The organism is Caulobacter sp. GW822-FHT07D08 (genome assembly GCF_058798735.1).
Window position 1 is genome coordinate 19,391 of record NZ_JBXAKU010000026.1, and the last position, 17,769, is coordinate 37,159.

Below are 17,769 nucleotides of genomic sequence, written 5' to 3' on the forward strand. Positions count from 1 at the left end.
GCCTTGCTCACCGCGTCTTTTTTAATCCCCGAGCCGGGGCTCGCTGAAGCTGTCGCCCAGATAGACGCGCTTGACTTCCGGGTTCTCGACGATCTCGCGCGGCGAACCTTCGAACAGAACCTCACCGGCGTGGATGATGGAGGCGCGGTCGATGATGTCCAGCGTCTCGCGCACGTTGTGGTCGGTGATCAGGATGCCGATGCCACGGCTCTTGAGATAGCCGATCACGTCGCGGATGTCGGCGATGGCCAGCGGATCGATGCCGGCGAACGGCTCGTCCAGCAGCATGAACGACGGCTCGGAAGCGAGCGCCCGGGCGATTTCCACGCGGCGGCGCTCACCGCCCGACAGGGCGACGGCCGGCGACTTGCGGATGTGGGTGATGCGCAGCTCTTCCAGGATGCCGGTGACCTGCTCGCGAGCCTTGCGCGGGTCCCTCTGGCGCATCTCGACCACGGCCATGACGTTCTGCTCGACCGTCATGCCCCGGAAGATCGAGGCTTCCTGCGGCAGATAGCCGACGCCGAGACGGGCGCGCTGGAACATCGGCTGGGCGGTGATGTTCTCGCCGTCCAGATAGATCGCGCCGTAGTCGGCGGCGATCAGACCCGTGATCATGTAGAAGCAGGTCGTCTTGCCGGCGCCGTTCGGGCCCAGAAGGCCGGCGACCTCGCCGCGCTTGAGGCGCAGGGAGACGTTCTTGACGACCGGACGGTCGCCGAACGACTTGCCCACGGAATCGACGAACAGGCCGTCCATGTCGTTGGAGGTCAGGGTCATGGAGGATCCTAGCGCGGGGCGGCGGGCTGGGCGGGCGCGGCCGGCGCGTCGTTCTTCTTGTCGTCCTGGTAGAACACCGCGCGGACCCGGCGCTGGGAGGCCTTGGCCGAAGGGTTCGACTCCAGCCTGGCGTCGTTGGTCTTGGTGTTGACCGTCAGCTTGTCGCCGCGCGCCACGTCCTTGCCCTTCACCAGCACCACGTCGCCGGTGACGATCGCGATGTTGTTGTCGAAGGTGTAGACGGCGCGGTCGCCGCGGGCGGTCTGCGTGTCGCTGACCATGTAGACGCCGCCCTCGGCTTCCATGCGCTGGGCCGCGCCGCAGGCGTTGGCCCCGTCCGCCGTCGTCCCCGCCTTGCGGGCGCTGTACACGGTCACCTTCTGGGCGCGCAGGCGCGAGCGGTTCTGCAGGATCTCCACATTGCCCGTGAAGATCGTGATGCACTTGCTGTTGATGGTTTCCTGATTGTCGGCGGAAACATCGACCGGCGTGCTCGAATCTTGGGCGTAGGCCGCGCCGCTGGCCCCAATCCCACCAAGGATCAACGCGGTCGTCACCGCCGCCGCCGTCCGTCGCTTCATCAGAACCATGTCCTCATCCGTCGCGGCCGCATCCGAAGCGAACCTGCGCCATTGATCTTCTTTACTGCCGTTCGAACCGGGCGCGAACCCCACCCCGGAAGATGACGCGATCGCCCTTGTCATATACGGAGTAGGCGTTGGATTGCACCTGCCCACTGGGGCCTTCGCCGTTCATTGTCGTCTCGCCGGTCACGTCGCCGCTCCTGGTGTCGACGAACGACTCCTCGGACGCGAAGCGGTAACCCGTGCCATCGTCCAGACGGACGTCGTCCTTCAGGTTCAGGCCGAAATTGTCCTGGCGATAGACGCCGTGCTTGGCGGTCATCCGCGTCGGCGTCGGCGAGCCCAGGTCCAGGGTCAGAGCCGGCTCGTCCAGGATGATGCGGCGCGGATCGTTGTCGTCGCGGATCGCCGAGCGCGCGGTGATCATGAAGCTGCGGCCGTCGGTCGACTGACCGTAGAAGCGCGGCGTGATCAGGCGGATCTCCGTCTTGGCCTCCGCAGGCGGGTGCGTGGCGGCCATGTAGGTTCGCCAGCCAACCTGCGAGGCGACGATCAGCAGCAGGCCCGTGATCGCGGCCGGCAGGATGATGCGCGCGGCCATAACGCGGCGCGAGCGGCGACGCCAGCGCGCGAGGTCGGCGCTCATCGTTCGTCCGGTCATGACCGCGGTCGGGTGCATCGCGTCCGTCAGCTATGGGCGAAGATGTCCATCTCCTCCCAGCCGGCCAGGTCGAGCGAGGCGCGGTGGGGGAGATAGTCGAAAGCGTGTTGCGCCAGGGCCATGCGGCCTTCGCGCTCCAGCATGGCGTTCAGCTTAAGCCGCAGCGCGTGCAGGTGCAGCACGTCCGAGGCGGCGTAGGCCACCTGGTCGGCGCTCAGCGATGGCGCGCCCCAGTCCGACGACTGCTGCACCTTCGACAGCTCCACGCCCAGCAGCTCGCGCGTCACGTCCTTCAGGCCGTGGCGGTCGGTGTAGGTGCGGGCCAGCTTCGAGGCGATCTTGGTGCAATAGACGGGTGCGGTCACCACGCCCAGATGGAGTTCGAACATGGCGATATCAAAGCGGCCGAAGTGAAAAAGCTTCAGCACGGCCGGATCGGTCAGCAGGGCCTTCAGGTTCGGGCAGTCGTAGGTCGCGCGATTCAGGCGCACCACGTGCGCGTCGCCGTCGCCCGATGACAGCTGGACCACGCACAGCGGGTCACGGCCCAGGCGCAGACCCATGGTCTCCGAATCGATGGCGATGACGCCAGCGCCGGCGAAGACGCCGTCGGGCAGGTCGCCCTCGTGAACGAAATTAGCCAAGTCTCAAACTCCGGCGATCATATCGCGCCCGCGCGAGCGCGCTCAACCACGCGTCCGAGTAGAACGCGCGACACTTATACTCACGATGAACGAATTAGCATCCGGAGGATTTTTTGGCGCCACCCCCGCTTCCCGAAAGAAGCTCAGTTAAGGGGTGGTGCCCAGGAGAGGACTCGAACCTCCACGACCTTTCGGTCACTGGCACCTGAAGCCAGCGCGTCTACCAATTCCGCCACCTGGGCCCGCTGTCGCAACCGGTTAGGTCGCCGCGAGGCCGGGACGTTTAGGGAAAGCTTCCGACGCCGTCAACAGACAAAAATCGATAAGTCGCGATTTCATTGCGAAGCCGCTCCCAGTCGTCTAATTCCCCCGTTATCGCGGTAGAGTCATCGCATGCGACGAGGAATGAAGATGCAAGGTCTGGTCACGGTGTTCGGCGGCTCCGGTTTCGTGGGCGGCCAGGTCGTGCGGGCGCTCGCCAAGGCGGGCCATCGCGTGCGGGTGGCCGTGCGCCAGCCCAATCTCGCCTATCGTATGCGGATGCTGGGCGACGTCGGCCAGATCGAGGTGGTCCAGGCCAATGTCCGCAATCCAGCCTCGATCGCCCGCGCCCTGGACGGCGCCGAGGCCTGCGTGAATCTGGTGGGCGTGCTCTGGGAGAGCGGCCGCCAGAAGTTCCAGTCGATCCATGTCATGGCCGCCCAGAACGTGGCCCAGGCCGCCGCCAAGGCCGGCGTGAAGCATCTGGTCCACATGAGCGCCCTGGGCGCCAACGCCGAGTCGGAGTCGAAGTACTTCCGCACCAAGGCCGAGGGCGAGGCCGCCGTCCGCGCCGCCTTCCCGGGCGCGACCATCATCCGTCCTTCGCTGGTGTTCGGCGTCGACGACAAGTTCTTCAACAGGTTCGCCCAGATCGCCGCCCTGTCGCCGATCATGCCGCTGGTCGGCGGCGACAGCCGCGTCCAGCCGGTGTTCGTCGGCGACGTCGCCGCCGTGATCGCCAAGGCCGCCGCCAGCCCGGCCGCGGTCGGCGTGACCTACGAACTGGGCGGGCCGACCGTCTACACGATGCGCGAGATCATGCAGCTCATCCTGACCGAGACCGGCCGCGCCCGGCCGCTGGCCCCGCTGCCCTGGCCGGTGGCCTCGCTGATCGGCGCGCTCGGCGACATGGTCGCCGGGATCCTGCCGCCCCCGCTGACGACCGATCAGGTCGAGATGCTGAAGATCGACAATGTCGCCGAGCATGGCCTCCCGGGCCTGGCCGAGGCCGGCGTGGTCGGCACGAGTGTCGAGGCCGTGGTCCCGACCTATCTCTACCGCTACCGCAAGGGCGGCCAGTACGCCGAGACCCCGGCGGGCGCGTTCTAGGCGACACGCGCCTAACCAAGACGACAAAGGGCGGACGCCGCGAGGGCGCCCGCCCTTCTTCTTTCGCCGGCGTCGCCGTTGGCTCAGGGGCGCAGGTACAGCACCGCCAGGCCGCCGACGCCGACGACGATCCGCCACCAGGCGAACGGGGCGAGGCCGCGCTTGCCGATGAAGTCGAGCATGTACTTCACGACCACCAGGCCCGACAGGAACGACACGACGAAGCCGATGGCCACCACGCCGACATGGCCGGCGTCCAGGGCGTCACGGTTCTTGTAGACGTCCAGGGCGAAGGCCCCGACCATGATCGGAATGGCCATGAAGAAGCTGAATTCGGCCGCGGCCCGGCGCTCGATGCCGAACAGCATGGAGCCGACGATGGTCGAGCCCGAGCGCGACACGCCGGGGATCAGCGACAGGCACTGGAACAGGCCGACGATCAGCACCTTGTGCAGCGGCAGGTTCATGGCGTCGTGATCGACGGCCGGCGGCGCCTTCTTGTCGATGAATAGCAGGATCGCCCCGCCGATCAGCAGCGACCAGCAGATGATCAGCGGGCTCTCGAACAGGAACGTCTTGATCAGGTCATGCAGCAGCAGGCCCGCCGCGAAGGCCGGGGCCACCGCGATAATGACGCTGAGCGCGAAGCGCCGCGCCTCCGGCTTGGTTGGCAGGCCGATCAGCACGCCCCACAGCTTCTGGAAATAGAGGGCGACCACCGCCAGGATCGCGCCCAGCTGGATCAGCACGATGAAGGTGTCCCAGGACGGGTCCTTCAGCCTCATGGCTTCCTTGGCCAGCAGCAGATGGCCGGTCGAGGAGACGGGTATGAACTCCGTCAGCCCCTCGACCAGACCCAGAATGATCGCGTTCAGCCAGTCAGGCATTGTTCGGCTCCAAACCCGCCCCGGCGTGCGCCCGACACGGTAAATAGGTAGTAAATCCACAAAGTGGACTATTTCAGGGGTGTGTTGCGAGGCGATTGCAAAATCCCCACCCTTGGTGAGGATATATAAGTCTATTTATTTGACCATGACATTCTTCTTGCCCGAAAGAGTCCGTATTAGGCCCGCCTGAGCAATTTTTCTCCCGTGACGGGGATGAGGGAAGTCGCATGGCCGAGCGCATGCTGAAATTCACCACGGTGGCCCGCAACACGCCTGAAAAGCGCGCGGCGACTGAGCGTTCGGGCGACTTCCACGAGATCTATGCCGACTTCATCGACGCGAAAGCCACCGAGCAGGCCTCGCGCTGCTCGCAGTGCGGCGTGCCGTTCTGTCAGACCCACTGCCCGCTGCATAACAACATCCCCGACTGGCTGCGAATGACGGCCGAGGGCCGCCTGGAAGAAGCCTACGCCCTGTCGCAGGCGACCAATTCCATGCCGGAAGTGTGCGGCAGGATCTGCCCGCAGGATCGCCTGTGCGAAGGCAACTGCGTTATCGAGCAATCCGGTCACGGCACCGTGACGATCGGCTCCGTCGAACGCTACCTGACCGACAAGGCCTGGGAGATGGGCTGGGTGAAGCCGCTGATCGCCGGCGAAGCGCGCGGCCAGTCGGTCGGCGTGATCGGCGCGGGCCCCGCCGGCCTGGCGGCGGCCGAGATGCTGCGCGAGGCCGGCTACGACGTCACCGTCTATGACCGCCACGACCGCGCTGGCGGCCTGCTGATCTACGGCATCCCCGGCTTCAAGCTGGAGAAGGACGTCGTCGAGCGCCGCACCCGGCGCCTGGCCGACGGCGGCGTCGACTTCAAGCTCGGTTTCGAGGTCGGCAAGGACGCCACGCTCGAGGATCTGCGCGAAAAGCACGACGCGGTGCTGATCGCCGTCGGCGTCTACGCCGCGCGCGACCTGACCGTCCCCGGCGGCGGCAGCAAGGGCGTGGCGCCCGCCCTGGACTATCTGATCGCCTCCAACCGCGTGGGCCTGGGCGACAGCGTGCCGGCCTATGAGTCCGGCGAGCTGAACGCCGAGGGCAAGGACGTGGTCGTGGTCGGCGGCGGCGACACCGCCATGGACTGCGTCCGCACCGCCATCCGCCAGGGCGCGGCCTCGGTCACCTGCCTCTATCGCCGCGACAAGGCCAACATGCCGGGCTCGATGCGCGAGGTTTCGAACGCCGAGGAAGAGGGCGTCACCTTCGAATGGCTGGCCGCCCCGCGCGCCCTGTCGGGCGAGGCCGAGGCCGTCACCGGCGTGCGCGCCATCCGCATGCGCCTGGGCGCGCCGGACGCCTCGGGCCGCCAGAGCCCCGAGGAAATCCCCGGCGGCGACTTCGACCGTCCGGCCCAGCTGGTGCTGAAGGCCCTCGGCTTCGAGCCCGAGAACCTGCCGGAAGCCTGGTCGGCCCCCGACCTGAAGGTCACCCGCTGGGGCACGGTCAAGGCCGACGTCCGCAACCAGATGACCAATCTCGACGGCGTGTTCGCCGCCGGCGACATCGTGCGCGGCGCCTCGCTGGTCGTCTGGGCGATCAAGGACGGCCGCGACGCCGCCGACGCCATCCACCGCTACCTGCAGGCCAAGGTCGGCGCGCCCGCGCTGATCGCGGCGGAATAAGAGAGAGGATCTAAGACCATGAACGAGATGGACCTCTATCTGAAGAACCGCCAGGCCCTGATCGACGGCCACGCCTATGACCCCTCGACCGAGCGCGACGCGTGCGGCGTCGGCCTGGTCTGCGCCATCGACGGCCAGCCGCGACGCGAAGTCGTCGAACTGGCGATCAAGGCCCTGAAGGCCCTCTGGCACCGGGGCGCGATCGACGCCGATGGCAAGACCGGCGACGGCGCCGGCGTTCTGGTCTCGGTCCCGCAGGACTTCTTCATCGACCAGGTGCGCCGCACGGGCCACGCCCTGCGGTCGGGCCCGATCGCCGTCGGCCAGATCTTCCTGCCGCGCACCGATCTCGGCGCCCAGGAGGCCTGCCGCACCATCGTCGAGGCCGAGGCCCTGCGCTTTGGCTTCTACATCTATGGCTGGCGCCAGGTGCCGGTCGACACCTCGGTGATCGGCGAGAAGGCCAACGCTACCCGTCCGGAAATCGAGCAGATCATGCTGGCCGGTCCCGCCGGCCTGGAAGGCGAGGCGCTGGAGCGCGCCCTCTTCCTGTGCCGCAAGCGCATCGAAAAGCGCGTCCACGGCCAGAACATCAGCGACTTCTACATCTGCTCGCTGTCGGCCAAGTCGCTGATCTACAAGGGCATGTTCCTCGCCGAGCACATCGACGAATTCTATCCCGACCTGAAGGACGACCGCTTCGCCGCCGCCGTGGCGATCTTCCACCAGCGCTATTCGACCAACACCTTCCCGCAATGGCGCCTGGCCCAGCCCTTCCGGATGCTCGCCCACAACGGCGAGATCAACACGATCAAGGGCAACGTCAACTGGATGAAGTCCCACGAGATCAAGATGGCCGCCCAGGCCTTCGGCGAGTTCGGGGACGATGTGAAGCCGGTGATCCAGCCGGGCGGCTCGGACAGCGCCAACCTCGACAACACCTTCGAGGTGCTGGTGCGCGCCGGCCGCGACGCGCCGATGGCCAAGGCCCTGCTGGTGCCGGAAGCCGCCAATCCGAAGATGAAGGACGCTCACAAGGCGCTCTACTCCTACTGCAACGCGGTGATGGAGCCCTGGGACGGTCCGGCCGCCCTGTGCGCCACCGATGGCCGCTGGGTCGTGGCCGGCAAGGACCGCTCGGGTCTCCGCCCCTTGCGCGTGGCCTATACCGACGACGGCCTGGTCATCATGGGCTCGGAAGCCGGCATGTGCGGCGTCGAGGAAGCCCGCATCACCCGCAAGCTGGCCATCTCGCCGGGCCGAATGATCGCCATCGACCTGGCCGAAGGCCGCCTGTACGGCGAGAACGAGATCATCGACGAACTGGCCGAACGCCACCCCTATACCGAGTGGCTGGGCAACATGGTCGATCTCGAAAAGCAGATCGGCCCAGGCCCCGAACCGCGCAAGTTCGGCCGCGAGGAGCTGACCCGCCGCCAGGCCGCCGCCGGCTATAGCCTCGAGGACCTGGAAATGATCCTCGCCCCCATGGTCGAGGAGGGCAAGGAAGCCATCGGCTCGATGGGTGACGACACCCCGCTGGCGGTGCTGTCGGAAAAGTACCGTCCGCTCAGCCACTACTTCCGCCAGAACTTCAGCCAGGTGACCAACCCGCCGATCGACCCCCTGCGGGAGACCGGCGTCATGAGCCTGAAGACCCGCTTCAAGAACCTGGGCAACATCCTCGCCCAGGACGCGGCGCAAGCCGACGTCTACGTGCTGGAAAGCCCCGTGCTGACCACCGGCATGTACGAGCGGATCCACGGCCTGCTGGGCGAGAAGAACGTCGCGGTCATCGACTGCACCATGCCCCTGCCCGCGCCCGAGGCCCGGGATGGCGACGCCCTGCGCGCCAATCTCGACCGCATCCGGGCCGAGGCCGAGGACGCCGTGCTGCGCGGCTGCGGCGCCATCGTCCTGACCGACGAGGCCAGCGCCGAGACCCGCGTCGCCCTGCCGATGATCCTGGCCACCGGCGGCGTCCACGCCCACCTGGTGGGCAAGGGCCTGCGCTCGTACGTGTCGATCATCGTCCGCTCGGCCGAGTGCCTGGACACCCACTATTTCGCGGTGCTGGTCGGCGTGGGAGCCACGGCGGTCAACGCCTACCTGGCCCAGGAAAGCTTCCAGGACCGCCTGGAGCGAGGCCTGATCGGCGACAAGACGCTGCGCGACGTCTGCGTCAACTTCAAGACGGCCATCGAGGGCGGCCTGCTGAAGATCATCTCCAAGATGGGCATCAGCGTCATTTCCTCGTACCGCGGCGGCTACAATTTCGAAGCCGTCGGCCTTTCGCGCGCCCTGGCCGCCGAGTTCTTCCCCGGCATGCCCTCGCGCATCTCGGGCATCGGCCTAGCCGGCATCGAGAGCAAGACGGTCGAGCTGCACCGCAAGGCCTGGGGCAAGGCCGCTGTGACCCTGCCGGTCGGCGGCCTCTACAAGGCCCGTCGTTCGGGCGAGGCCCACGCCTTCGAAGCCCGCCTGATGCACACCCTGCAGACGGCCTGCGACACCGGCGACTACGAGCTCTATCGTCGCTGGTCCAACGGCCTGCGCACCCAAAAGCCGATCCAGCTGCGCGACCTGCTGGACTGGCGTTCTGACCGCAACCCGATCTCGACCGACGACGTCGAGAGTGTCAACGAGATCCGCAAGCGCTTCGTGACGCCCGGCATGAGCCTGGGGGCGCTTGGCCCCGAGGCCCACGGCGCCCTGAACATCGCCATGAACCGCATCGGGGCCAAGTCGGTCTCGGGCGAGGGCGGCGAGGACAGCGCGCGCTACAAGCCGCTGCCCAACGGCGACAACCCCAACAGCGCCATCAAGCAGGTGGCCTCGGGCCGGTTCGGCGTCACCGCCGAATATCTGAACCAGTGCGTCGAACTGGAGATCAAGGTCGCCCAGGGCGCCAAGCCCGGCGAGGGCGGCCAGCTGCCCGGCTTCAAGGTCACCGAGATGATCGCCCGCCTGCGTCACGCCACGCCCGGCGTGATGCTGATCAGCCCGCCGCCGCACCACGACATCTATTCGATCGAGGACCTGGCCCAGCTCATCTATGACCTGAAGCAGATCAACCCGATCGCCCGCGTCACGGTGAAGCTGGTCGCCGCCACCGGCATCGGCGCCATCGCCGCCGGTGTCGCGAAAGCGAAGGCCGACGTGATCCTGGTCGCCGGCGGCGTCGGCGGCACGGGCGCCTCGCCCCAGACCTCGGTGAAATATGCCGGCGGTCCGTGGGAGATGGGCCTGTCGGAAGCCAACCAGGTGCTGACGCTGAACAACCTGCGCCACTCCGTGGTCCTGCGGGCCGACGGCGGCATGCGCACGGGCCGCGACATCGTCATCGCCGCCATGATGGGCGCCGAGGAGTTCGGCATCGGCACCGCGTCCTTGGTGGCGATGGGCTGCATCATGGTGCGCCAATGCCACTCCAACACCTGCCCGGTGGGCGTCTGCACCCAGGACGAGGCCCTGCGCGCCAAGTTCACCGGCACGCCGGACAAGGTCATCAACCTGTTCACCTTCGTGGCCGAGGAGGTTCGCGAGATCCTAGCGGGCCTGGGCTTCCGGTCCTTGCAGGAAATCGTCGGCCGCACCGACCTGCTGGCGCAGGTGTCGCGCGGCGGCGAGCACCTCGACGACCTCGACCTGAACCCGCTGCTGGTCCGCGCCGATCCCGGCGCGAACAAGCCCTACAACACCGTCGTCGGCCGCAACGCGGTGCCGGATACGCTGGACGCCCAGATCGTCCGCGACGCCGCGCCGCTGCTGGAACGCGGCGAGAAGATGCAGCTGACCTACACGGTCCGCAGCACCGCCCGCACCATCGGCACGCGCACCTCCAGCCACATCGTCCGCAAGTTCGGCATGAAGGGCCTGCCCGCGGGTCACCTGACCGTCCAGCTCAAGGGTTCGGCCGGCCAGAGCCTGGGCGCCTTCGCGGTGCAGGGCCTGCGCATCGAGCTGACCGGCGAGGCCAACGACTATGTCGGCAAGGGCCTGTCGGGCGCGACGATCGTGATCAAGCCGGCCCGTGGCCTGGCCGCGCCAGAGACCAACACCCTGATCGGCAACACCGTGCTGTTTGGCGCCACCTCGGGCCGGCTGTTCGCGGCGGGCCAGGCGGGCGAGCGCTTCGCGGTCCGCAACTCGGGCGCCACCACGGTGGTCGAGGGCTGCGGCGCCAACGGCTGCGAGTACATGACCGGCGGCCAGGTGGTGATCCTGGGCCCGACGGGCGGCAACTTCGGCGCGGGCATGACCGGCGGCATGGCCTTCGTGCTCGACCAGCACGACCGCTTCGAGGATCTCATCAATCCCGACAGCATCGTCGTGCAGCGCCTGGCCTCGCCCTATTGGGAGGGTGTGCTGCGCTCGCTGATCGCCGAGCACGCCCGCGAGACGGACTCGGTGTTCGCCGCGACCCTGCTGCGTGACTGGGACCGCGTGCGCGATCAGTTCTGGCAGGTCTGCCCGAAGGAGATGATCAGCCGCCTGCCCCAGCCGCTGGCGGCCGAGCAAGCCGTGCACGAACGGGCTTAAGCCGCCGCCTTAGCCTCCAGCACCTTGAAGGTCGCACGGGCGCGCGCGACGGGATCCCCGTCCGCGCGCACCGTCGCCTCGGCGAAGCAGATCGAGCGGCCCAGCTTGGCGAAGTCGGTGTCGAACGCGAGCCACTGCCCGAGCTTTGCCGAGCCGAGATAGTCCAGCGTCAGCGACACGGTGACGAGACCGCTCGCCCCCTGGCCCGCGGCCGCCAGGTTGACGCCGAGCGACAGGCCCATGGCGTTGTCGGCCAGCGCCGCCAGGAAGCCGCCGTGCGGCATGCTCCGTGAATTGCAGTGCTCCGGCCGCACCCGGACGCCCAGCACCAGCCGGTCCGGCATGGAGCGGGCATAGAGCGGCTCCCACGGATCGGTGAGCGGGCTCTTGCGGCTGTGAGGGACGAAGCCCTCGGGGATCTCGTCCATGCTCGCCTCGGGCAACTTCAAACAATTGTTTTAATCTAGCATCGACCGCCCCCTTGCGCGAGGGGCTGGCGCATCGCGATATGGCGCGAGCTGAACGGAAACGGGCCGACCGACATTCCATGTCCATGCGCGCCTTCGCCCACCTGCTCGACCGGCTGTCCCTGACCAGCTCGCGCAACGCCAAGCTGACGCTGATCGCCGACCACCTGCGCCAGACCCCAGACCCCGATCGCGGATACGCCCTGGCGGCCCTGACCGGGGCGCTGTCGTTCAACGCCGCCAAGCCGGCCTTCATCCGCAAGGCCGTCGAGGCGCGGATGGACGCCCAACTGTTCGCCTGGTCCTACGACTATGTCGGCGATCTCGCCGAGACCGTCGCCCTGGTCTGGCCCGCCCCCTCTTCCAGAAAATGGCCCGGCGCCAACCGGCCGCCAGAACTGTCCGAGGTGATCGAAGCCCTGCACTCGGCCTCGCGCGCCGAGGTCCAGCGCCTGATCGAGGGCTGGCTGGACGCGCTGGACCCCGACGGTCGCTGGGCGCTGCTGAAGCTGATGACCGGCGGGCTTCGCGTGGGGGTCTCCTCGCGCCTGGCCAAGCAGGCCTGCGCCGATTTCGGCGGCGTCGAGGTCGGCGAGGTCGAGGAAATCTGGCATGCTCTTGAACCGCCTTACGGCGATCTTTTCGCCTGGCTGGAAGGCCGCTCCGAACGTCCGTCGCCGGACGCGCCGGGCCGCTTCCGGCCGGTGATGCTGGCCCAGCCGATCGACGAGGCGGTCGACTTCGCCAGGCTCGATCCCGCCGCCTACGTGGCCGAGTGGAAGTGGGACGGCATCCGCGTCCAGGCCGTGTCCGAACGCGGCGAGCGGCGGCTCTACACCCGCACCGGCGACGACATCTCCGCCAGCTTCCCGGACGTGGTCGAGGCCCTGGACTTCGAGGGCGCGATCGACGGCGAACTGCTGGTGCTGCGCGACGGCGCCCTGGCTCCGTTCGGCGACCTCCAGCAACGGCTGAACCGCAAGACGGTCGACGGCAAGCAACTGGCGGCGTTCCCGGCCGGCATCCGCGCCTACGACCTGATGCTGGACGGCGAGGAGGACGTGCGGTCCCTGCCCTTCGTCGAGCGCCGCGCGCGGCTGGAGGCGTTCGTGGCGCGGCTCTCGACCACCCGCATCGACCTGTCGCCTCTTCAGCCGTTCGAGACCTGGGAGGAACTGGCCGCCCTGCGCCTGGATCCGCCCGAAGGGGACGCGAGGCTCTCCGAAGGCCTGATGCTCAAGCGCCGCGACAGCGTCTACGAGCCCGGCCGCCCCAAGGGGCCGTGGTTCAAGTGGAAGCGCGACCCTCACCTGATCGACGCGGTGCTGATGTACGCCCAGCGCGGCCATGGCAAGCGGTCCAGCTTCTATTCCGACTACACCTTCGGCGTCTGGCGCGAGGACGAGGAGGGTCGCCGCGCCCTGACCCCGGTCGGCAAGGCCTATTTCGGCTTCACCGACGAGGAGCTGAAACGGATCGACAAGTTCGTCCGCGACCACACGATCGAGCGCTTCGGTCCTGTGCGCTCGGTCCGCGCCGACCTGGAGTTCGGCCTGGTGTTCGAGGTCGCCTTCGAGGGGCTGCAGCGCTCGACGCGGCACAAGTCCGGGGTGGCGATGCGCTTCCCGCGCATCAACCGCATCCGCTGGGACAAGCCCTCGCGCGAGGCCGACGAACTCAGAACATTGGAAATCATGCTGGATCCTTGATCGGCGTTCACGTCTCGTTTGCCATGTGCCCCTACGCAAGATTGCGAGGAGTACGCCGATGTCCCCCTTCCTTGCGTCACTGCTGCCGCACCTGCGGGTCAACGCCATCGAGCGTTACCGCCAGGTCTATTCCCGCGTCGGCCTGACCGCGCTGCTGAGCTGGGCGTTGAGTCTGATCGGCCGCCCCGACCTGATCCCGCTTTGGCTGGCCGCTAGCCTGTCGGTGCAGGCGCTGGAGTTCGTCGCCGTCCGGCCGTTCGTCAAGGGCCGCTTCCCCGAGCGCCATCTCCAGGCGCGGATCGTGCTGATGCTGGTCGCCATGGTGGCCATGGCCTCCGTGCATGCGGGCGCGGTGCTGATCTTCTGGCAGAGCGGTCAGCCGCCGCTGATGGCCCTGGCCCTGATGGTCCTGGTCGGCGGGGCGCTGAACAATGTCGCCTCGGGCGTCGACAGCCGGCCTCTGTTCTATCTGGGCGTGACACCCTATGCGCTCAGCATGGCCGCCATGCCGGCCCTGGCCTGGAATTCCGCCCGCGGGCTGGTGACCATCCTGGCGGTGTGCGTCGGCTTCTTCATGCTGGCCGTCCACACGATCTGGAGCCGGATGCACAACGACCGCCGCGCCGTGGTCGCCGCCCGCGAGGAGGCCGACCGCCGCCGCATCCAGACCGAGGAGGCCCTGTCGGAACGCACCGCCATGGCCGCCATCGTCAGTCACGAACTGCGCACGCCGCTGTCGGCGATCCTGGCCGGCGCGCACATGATCCGCGCGGGAACCACTCCGGCCCAGATCCACGCCACGGCCGACCTGATCGTCGACGCCGGGCACCTGATGACCGGCCTGCTGACCGACATGCTGGACCAGGCCAAGATCGAGGCCAGGGCCATGAGCCTGGAGGACCGCGACTTCGACGCCCTGGGCGCGATCCGCGACGCCACCCGCTTCTGGAGCGCCAACGCCCGCGCCAAGGGCCTGACCCTGCGCGAGCCGCCCGGCGAGCAGCCCTCGGCCTGGGTGCGCGGCGACCCGTTCCGACTGCGCCAGATCCTCAACAACCTGCTGTCCAACGCCGTGAAGTTCACCGAGGACGGGGTGATCACCCTGCGCCTCTGCGCCCACCCCGCCGAGAACGGTCGGGTGCGGGTGGCCATCGAGGTCGAGGACAGCGGCCCCGGCATCACCACGGACGCGATGAGCCGGCTGTTCACGCCCTACGCCCAGGCCTCGCAGGAGACGGCGCGGACCTATGGCGGTACGGGACTGGGCCTGGCGGTCAGCCGCCAGTTGGCCAGACTGATGGGCGGCGAGTTGGACGCCCGTCCAGGTCCGGAACGCGGCGCGATCTTTCGCCTGACCCTGACCCTGCCCGCCGGCCAGGAACAGGAGGCTCCGCGCCCGGTCGCCCAGCCCGAGCGCGCGACGCCGGACATCGGCGCCTTGCGAGTCCTGGCCGTCGACGATCACGAGGTGAACCGTCGGACGCTGGCCCTGGTTCTGGAGCCCCTGGGTGTCGAACTGACCACCGCCCCGGACGGGCTGGAGGCGCTGAAGCATCTGGAGGCCCGGGCCTTCGACGTGGTGCTGATGGACGTCAACATGCCGGGCCTCGATGGCCGCGAGGCCACGCGCCGCCTGCGGGCGGGTCGCGGCCTCAATCACGACACCCCGGTGATCGGCTTCAGCGCCGGGGTGGCCGACGAGGAGGTCCAGGCCTGCCGCGCGGCCGGCATGACGGACTGGCTGGCCAAGCCGCTGGATATCCGGGCTCTCTACGCGGCGCTGGACCGGGCGCGCCCCAAAGAAGTCGCCTGAGCTAGTGAACGACGGCCTGGGCGGGGGCCGGTGCGCCGGTCTGGAACAGCTTGCCCTTCTCGGTGGCCAGCACGGTCACCAGACCGGCAAGGCCAAAGCCCATGAAGCCGAGCGTCAGCGGCACGGTGGTGCCGTCGAACATCTGGCCGATGAGAAAACCGAACAGCGCGCCCCCGATCGTGGTGATGAAACCCTGGATCGAGGCGGCCGCGCCCGCCACATGACCCAGCGGCTCCATGGCGATGGCCCCGAAGTTCGACATGACCAGGCCGAAGCAGAACATCATGCCGGCCTGCATCAGGGAAAAGCTCAGCAGGGTCTCGTGGCCGGTGATGGCGATCACCGCGTGAGCGGCGGCGAAGGCGATAAAGCCGATCAGCGCCCAGTGCGAGACCTTGCGCATGCCCAACTTCCCGACGATCCGGGAATTCAGCAGCGACGAGACCGCCATGGTTCCGGCGATGGCCGCGAAGATCAGCGGAAAGGTGTCGCCCGCGCCCAGCACCTGCGCGAACACCTGCTGAGCCGAGTTGAGGAAGCCGAACAGCCCGCTCAGCACCAGGGCGGCGGCGATCGTGTAGCCCATGGCGATTCGGTCGGTCAGGGCGATCCTGAAGGCCGAGGTGACGCCGGCGACCGAGATCGGGATCCGGTCCTCCGGATGCTGGGTCTCGGGCAGCTTGACCGCCGCCCAGGCCATGACGAAAAGGCCGAAGATCGACAGCACGCCGAAGATCCAGCGCCACGAGGCGAACAGCATGATCGCCTGGCCCAGCGAGGGCGCGATGATCGGGGTGGCCAGGAAGACGATGAAGGCCAGCGACATCACCCGCGCCATCTGGCGGCCGGCATAGCAGTCGCGGACGATCGACACCGACAGCACCCGCGTGGACGCCGCGCCGAGGCCAGTCAGGAACCGGGCGATCAGCAGCATCTCGAACGAGGTGGAGAAGGCGCAGAGGGCGGCGAAGAGCGTGTAGAGCGTCAGGCCGACCATCAGCACCGGCTTGCGGCCATAACGGTCGGCCAGAGAGCCATAGGCCAGCTGCGCCACGCCGAAGCCCAGCAGGTACGAGGTGATCACCCACTGGCGGGCGTTCGGATCGTGAACGCCAAGGGCCTCGCCGATGTGCGGCAGGGCCGGCAGCATCGAGTCGATGGCCAGCGCATTGGTGGCCATCATCGCCGCGATCAGGGTGACGAACTGGCCAAAGCCCATGCCGGGATGCGGCGATGGCGCGGTGTCGGACATGGATTTTCTCGCGCGGGCTGACGCCCCGGCACGAGACGCATGAGGGCGGCATATAGGGCCTGGCGCGCGAGACGCCAGACCTGATGGCCTCGATCAGCCGTTGAAAGCCCGGATCGCCTCTATGATCTTCGCCTGGTCGGCTTCGCCGAGATAAGGGTGCATCGGCAGGGCCAGAACGGTCTCGGCCTTGGCTTCCGTCACGGGCAGGCCGCCCGCGCCGCGCGGAAAGGCCGCGTACGGCGCCTGCACGTGCATCGGGACGGGATAGTAGACCGCGGTAGGAATGCCTTGCGTCTTCAGGTGCGCGGCCAGGCCGTCGCGGTTGGCGTGCTCGATCACGTACTGAGCCCAGACCGAGACGCCGCCTTCGATCACGGCCGGGGTCGAGATCACAGCGCCCTTCAGGCCCTGCGCATAGCGGTCCGCCACCACCTGACGCAGGGCGATCTCCTCGGCGAAAATCGCCAGCTTCTCGATCAGGATCGCCGCCTGGATCGTGTCGAGGCGCGAGTTCATGCCGATGCGGGTGTTCAGGTACTTGGGGTCGTGGTCGAAGGTCTTGCCCTCGAGGTCCGGACCGACCGCCTTGCCGTGGACGCGGTAGCTGTCCATCAGGTCCCACAGGCGGGCGTCATTGGTCAGCACCGCTCCGCCGTCGCCGTAGCAGCCCAGCGGCTTGGCCGGGAAGAAGCTGGTGGTGGCGACATCGGCCCAATGCAGCGGGTGATGGCCGTTCAGCGTGCAGCCGAAACCCTGGGCGCTGTCGGCGATCAGCTTCAGGCCCTCGCGGTCGCAGATCGCCTTGATCGCCGGGTAGTCGGCGGGCTGGCCGAACAGGTCGACGGCGATCACCACCTTGGGCGTCAGCTTGCCCTCGGCCTTCACGGCGGCGATGGCGGCTTCGAGCTTGGCCGGGTCGAGATTGTAGGTGTCGGGCAAGACGTCCACGAACACCGGGGTCGCATCGACCCACGGCACGACTTCCGGCGTCGCGGCGAAGGTGAAGGAGGGGCAGAACACCGCATCGCCCTCGCCCACGCCCCAGGCCATCAGCGGCAGGGCGATGGCGTCGGTGCCGTTGGCGCAGGACAAGGCCAGCCTGGCCTGGCCGAATTCGGCCAGCTTGGCCTCGAACTCACGAACTTGCGGGCCCATGACATAGGCGCCGCTGTCCAGCACCTTGGCGATGGCGGCGTCGATCTTGTCGCGGATCCGGCGCTGCTGCGCGGCGAGGTCGATGAAGGGCATGCTCATGGGCGCAGCCTCTAGTGTCCGATCGCGACGATTTCGAGCCAATTGATGTAACCGACTGTTTCCACGCCACAAGGACGATCAAGCGGAACAGCGGGCTCGTCTTGTCGTTGACCGAACGTGGCGGGGGCG

13 protein-coding genes and 1 tRNA gene are annotated in these 17,769 nt (G+C 68.0%); 5 read left to right on the forward strand and 9 right to left on the reverse strand.

Annotated features, from left to right (window positions below; genetic code table 11):
• Positions 1–21: 21 nt before the first annotated feature.
• From lptB to AC1RJ9_RS26430, 5 genes are all read right to left on the reverse strand, one after another.
• On the reverse strand, positions 22–780 hold the full coding sequence (gene lptB, locus AC1RJ9_RS26410; protein WP_492841425.1) for an LPS export ABC transporter ATP-binding protein: 759 nt from the start codon (positions 778–780) through the stop codon (positions 22–24).
• Positions 781–788: 8 nt separating this feature from the next.
• Positions 789–1,361, reverse strand: a complete 573-nt coding sequence (locus AC1RJ9_RS26415) for an LptA/OstA family protein (protein ID WP_492841478.1) — start codon at positions 1,359–1,361, stop codon at positions 789–791.
• A gap of 61 nt (positions 1,362–1,422) precedes the next feature.
• Positions 1,423–2,043: an LPS export ABC transporter periplasmic protein LptC gene (gene lptC / locus AC1RJ9_RS26420; RefSeq protein WP_492841427.1), complete on the reverse strand. Its 621-nt coding sequence runs from the start codon at positions 2,041–2,043 to the stop codon at positions 1,423–1,425.
• Between the two features lie 8 nt (positions 2,044–2,051).
• Positions 2,052–2,669, reverse strand: coding sequence for a ribonuclease D (locus AC1RJ9_RS26425; protein WP_492841429.1), 618 nt, complete (start codon positions 2,667–2,669; stop codon positions 2,052–2,054).
• A 155-nt stretch (positions 2,670–2,824) separates the two neighbouring features.
• Positions 2,825–2,911, reverse strand: a tRNA-Leu gene (locus AC1RJ9_RS26430).
• Between the two features lie 169 nt (positions 2,912–3,080).
• Here AC1RJ9_RS26430 and AC1RJ9_RS26435 point away from each other — a divergent pair.
• Positions 3,081–4,040, forward strand: a complete 960-nt coding sequence (locus AC1RJ9_RS26435; RefSeq protein ID WP_492841480.1) for a complex I NDUFA9 subunit family protein — start codon at positions 3,081–3,083, stop codon at positions 4,038–4,040.
• 83 nt (positions 4,041–4,123) lie between these two features.
• Here the strand turns inward: AC1RJ9_RS26435 and AC1RJ9_RS26440 are convergent, their stop codons facing one another.
• The gene (locus tag AC1RJ9_RS26440; RefSeq protein ID WP_492841431.1) at positions 4,124–4,927 is read right to left on the reverse strand and encodes an undecaprenyl-diphosphate phosphatase; all 804 of its coding nucleotides are present in this window, start codon (positions 4,925–4,927) and stop codon (positions 4,124–4,126) included.
• A 227-nt stretch (positions 4,928–5,154) separates the two neighbouring features.
• On the opposite strand from AC1RJ9_RS26440, the gene AC1RJ9_RS26445 reads away from it, so the two are divergent.
• A complete protein-coding gene (locus tag AC1RJ9_RS26445) occupies positions 5,155–6,603 on the forward strand; it encodes an NAD(P)-dependent oxidoreductase (RefSeq protein ID WP_492841433.1) in 1,449 nt (482 codons plus the stop codon).
• Between the two features lie 18 nt (positions 6,604–6,621).
• Entirely contained in the window at positions 6,622–11,145 is a 4,524-nt protein-coding gene (gene gltB / locus AC1RJ9_RS26450; protein ID WP_492841435.1) for a glutamate synthase large subunit, read from the forward strand.
• Here gltB and AC1RJ9_RS26455 read toward each other — a convergent pair.
• Positions 11,142–11,573 carry a PaaI family thioesterase gene (locus AC1RJ9_RS26455; protein ID WP_492841482.1) on the reverse strand — a complete coding sequence of 144 codons (432 nt, stop codon included), beginning with the start codon at positions 11,571–11,573 and terminating at the stop codon, positions 11,142–11,144. The two genes, gltB and AC1RJ9_RS26455, sit on opposite strands and share 4 nt — an antisense overlap.
• Before the next feature lie 119 nt (positions 11,574–11,692).
• Here AC1RJ9_RS26455 and AC1RJ9_RS26460 point away from each other — a divergent pair, with 119 nt between their 5' ends.
• Together AC1RJ9_RS26460 and AC1RJ9_RS26465 are read left to right on the forward strand one after the other, a co-directional pair.
• Positions 11,693–13,321, forward strand: a complete 1,629-nt coding sequence (locus tag AC1RJ9_RS26460; protein ID WP_492841437.1) for a cisplatin damage response ATP-dependent DNA ligase — start codon at positions 11,693–11,695, stop codon at positions 13,319–13,321.
• Between the two features lie 58 nt (positions 13,322–13,379).
• Complete coding sequence (locus AC1RJ9_RS26465) at positions 13,380–15,134, forward strand: ATP-binding protein (protein ID WP_492841439.1); 1,755 nt, start codon at positions 13,380–13,382, stop codon at positions 15,132–15,134.
• Position 15,135: 1 nt separating this feature from the next.
• On the opposite strand, the gene AC1RJ9_RS26470 is transcribed toward AC1RJ9_RS26465, so the two are convergent.
• Both AC1RJ9_RS26470 and AC1RJ9_RS26475 read right to left on the reverse strand, forming a co-directional pair.
• Complete coding sequence (locus tag AC1RJ9_RS26470) at positions 15,136–16,386, reverse strand: multidrug effflux MFS transporter (protein ID WP_492841441.1); 1,251 nt, start codon at positions 16,384–16,386, stop codon at positions 15,136–15,138.
• 93 nt (positions 16,387–16,479) lie between these two features.
• A complete protein-coding gene (locus AC1RJ9_RS26475) occupies positions 16,480–17,640 on the reverse strand; it encodes a DegT/DnrJ/EryC1/StrS family aminotransferase (protein WP_492841443.1) in 1,161 nt (386 codons plus the stop codon).
• Positions 17,641–17,769 lie beyond the last annotated feature (129 nt).

What these genes read in the sequence shown, in the direction of transcription:
- lptB (WP_492841425.1), bottom strand. Translation starts at nt 780, where the DNA reads ATGACCCTGACCTCCAACGACATGGACGGCCTGTTCGTCGATTCCGTG.
- AC1RJ9_RS26415 (WP_492841478.1), bottom strand. Translation starts at nt 1,361, where the DNA reads ATGAAGCGACGGACGGCGGCGGCGGTGACGACCGCGTTGATCCTTGGT.
- lptC (WP_492841427.1), bottom strand. Translation starts at nt 2,043, where the DNA reads ATGCACCCGACCGCGGTCATGACCGGACGAACGATGAGCGCCGACCTC.
- AC1RJ9_RS26435 (WP_492841480.1), top strand. Translation starts at nt 3,081, where the DNA reads ATGCAAGGTCTGGTCACGGTGTTCGGCGGCTCCGGTTTCGTGGGCGGC.
- AC1RJ9_RS26440 (WP_492841431.1), bottom strand. Translation starts at nt 4,927, where the DNA reads ATGCCTGACTGGCTGAACGCGATCATTCTGGGTCTGGTCGAGGGGCTG.
- AC1RJ9_RS26445 (WP_492841433.1), top strand. Translation starts at nt 5,155, where the DNA reads ATGGCCGAGCGCATGCTGAAATTCACCACGGTGGCCCGCAACACGCCT.
- gltB (WP_492841435.1), top strand. Translation starts at nt 6,622, where the DNA reads ATGAACGAGATGGACCTCTATCTGAAGAACCGCCAGGCCCTGATCGAC.
- AC1RJ9_RS26455 (WP_492841482.1), bottom strand. Translation starts at nt 11,573, where the DNA reads ATGGACGAGATCCCCGAGGGCTTCGTCCCTCACAGCCGCAAGAGCCCG.
- AC1RJ9_RS26460 (WP_492841437.1), top strand. Translation starts at nt 11,693, where the DNA reads ATGTCCATGCGCGCCTTCGCCCACCTGCTCGACCGGCTGTCCCTGACC.
- AC1RJ9_RS26465 (WP_492841439.1), top strand. Translation starts at nt 13,380, where the DNA reads ATGTCCCCCTTCCTTGCGTCACTGCTGCCGCACCTGCGGGTCAACGCC.
- AC1RJ9_RS26470 (WP_492841441.1), bottom strand. Translation starts at nt 16,386, where the DNA reads ATGTCCGACACCGCGCCATCGCCGCATCCCGGCATGGGCTTTGGCCAG.
- AC1RJ9_RS26475 (WP_492841443.1), bottom strand. Translation starts at nt 17,640, where the DNA reads ATGAGCATGCCCTTCATCGACCTCGCCGCGCAGCAGCGCCGGATCCGC.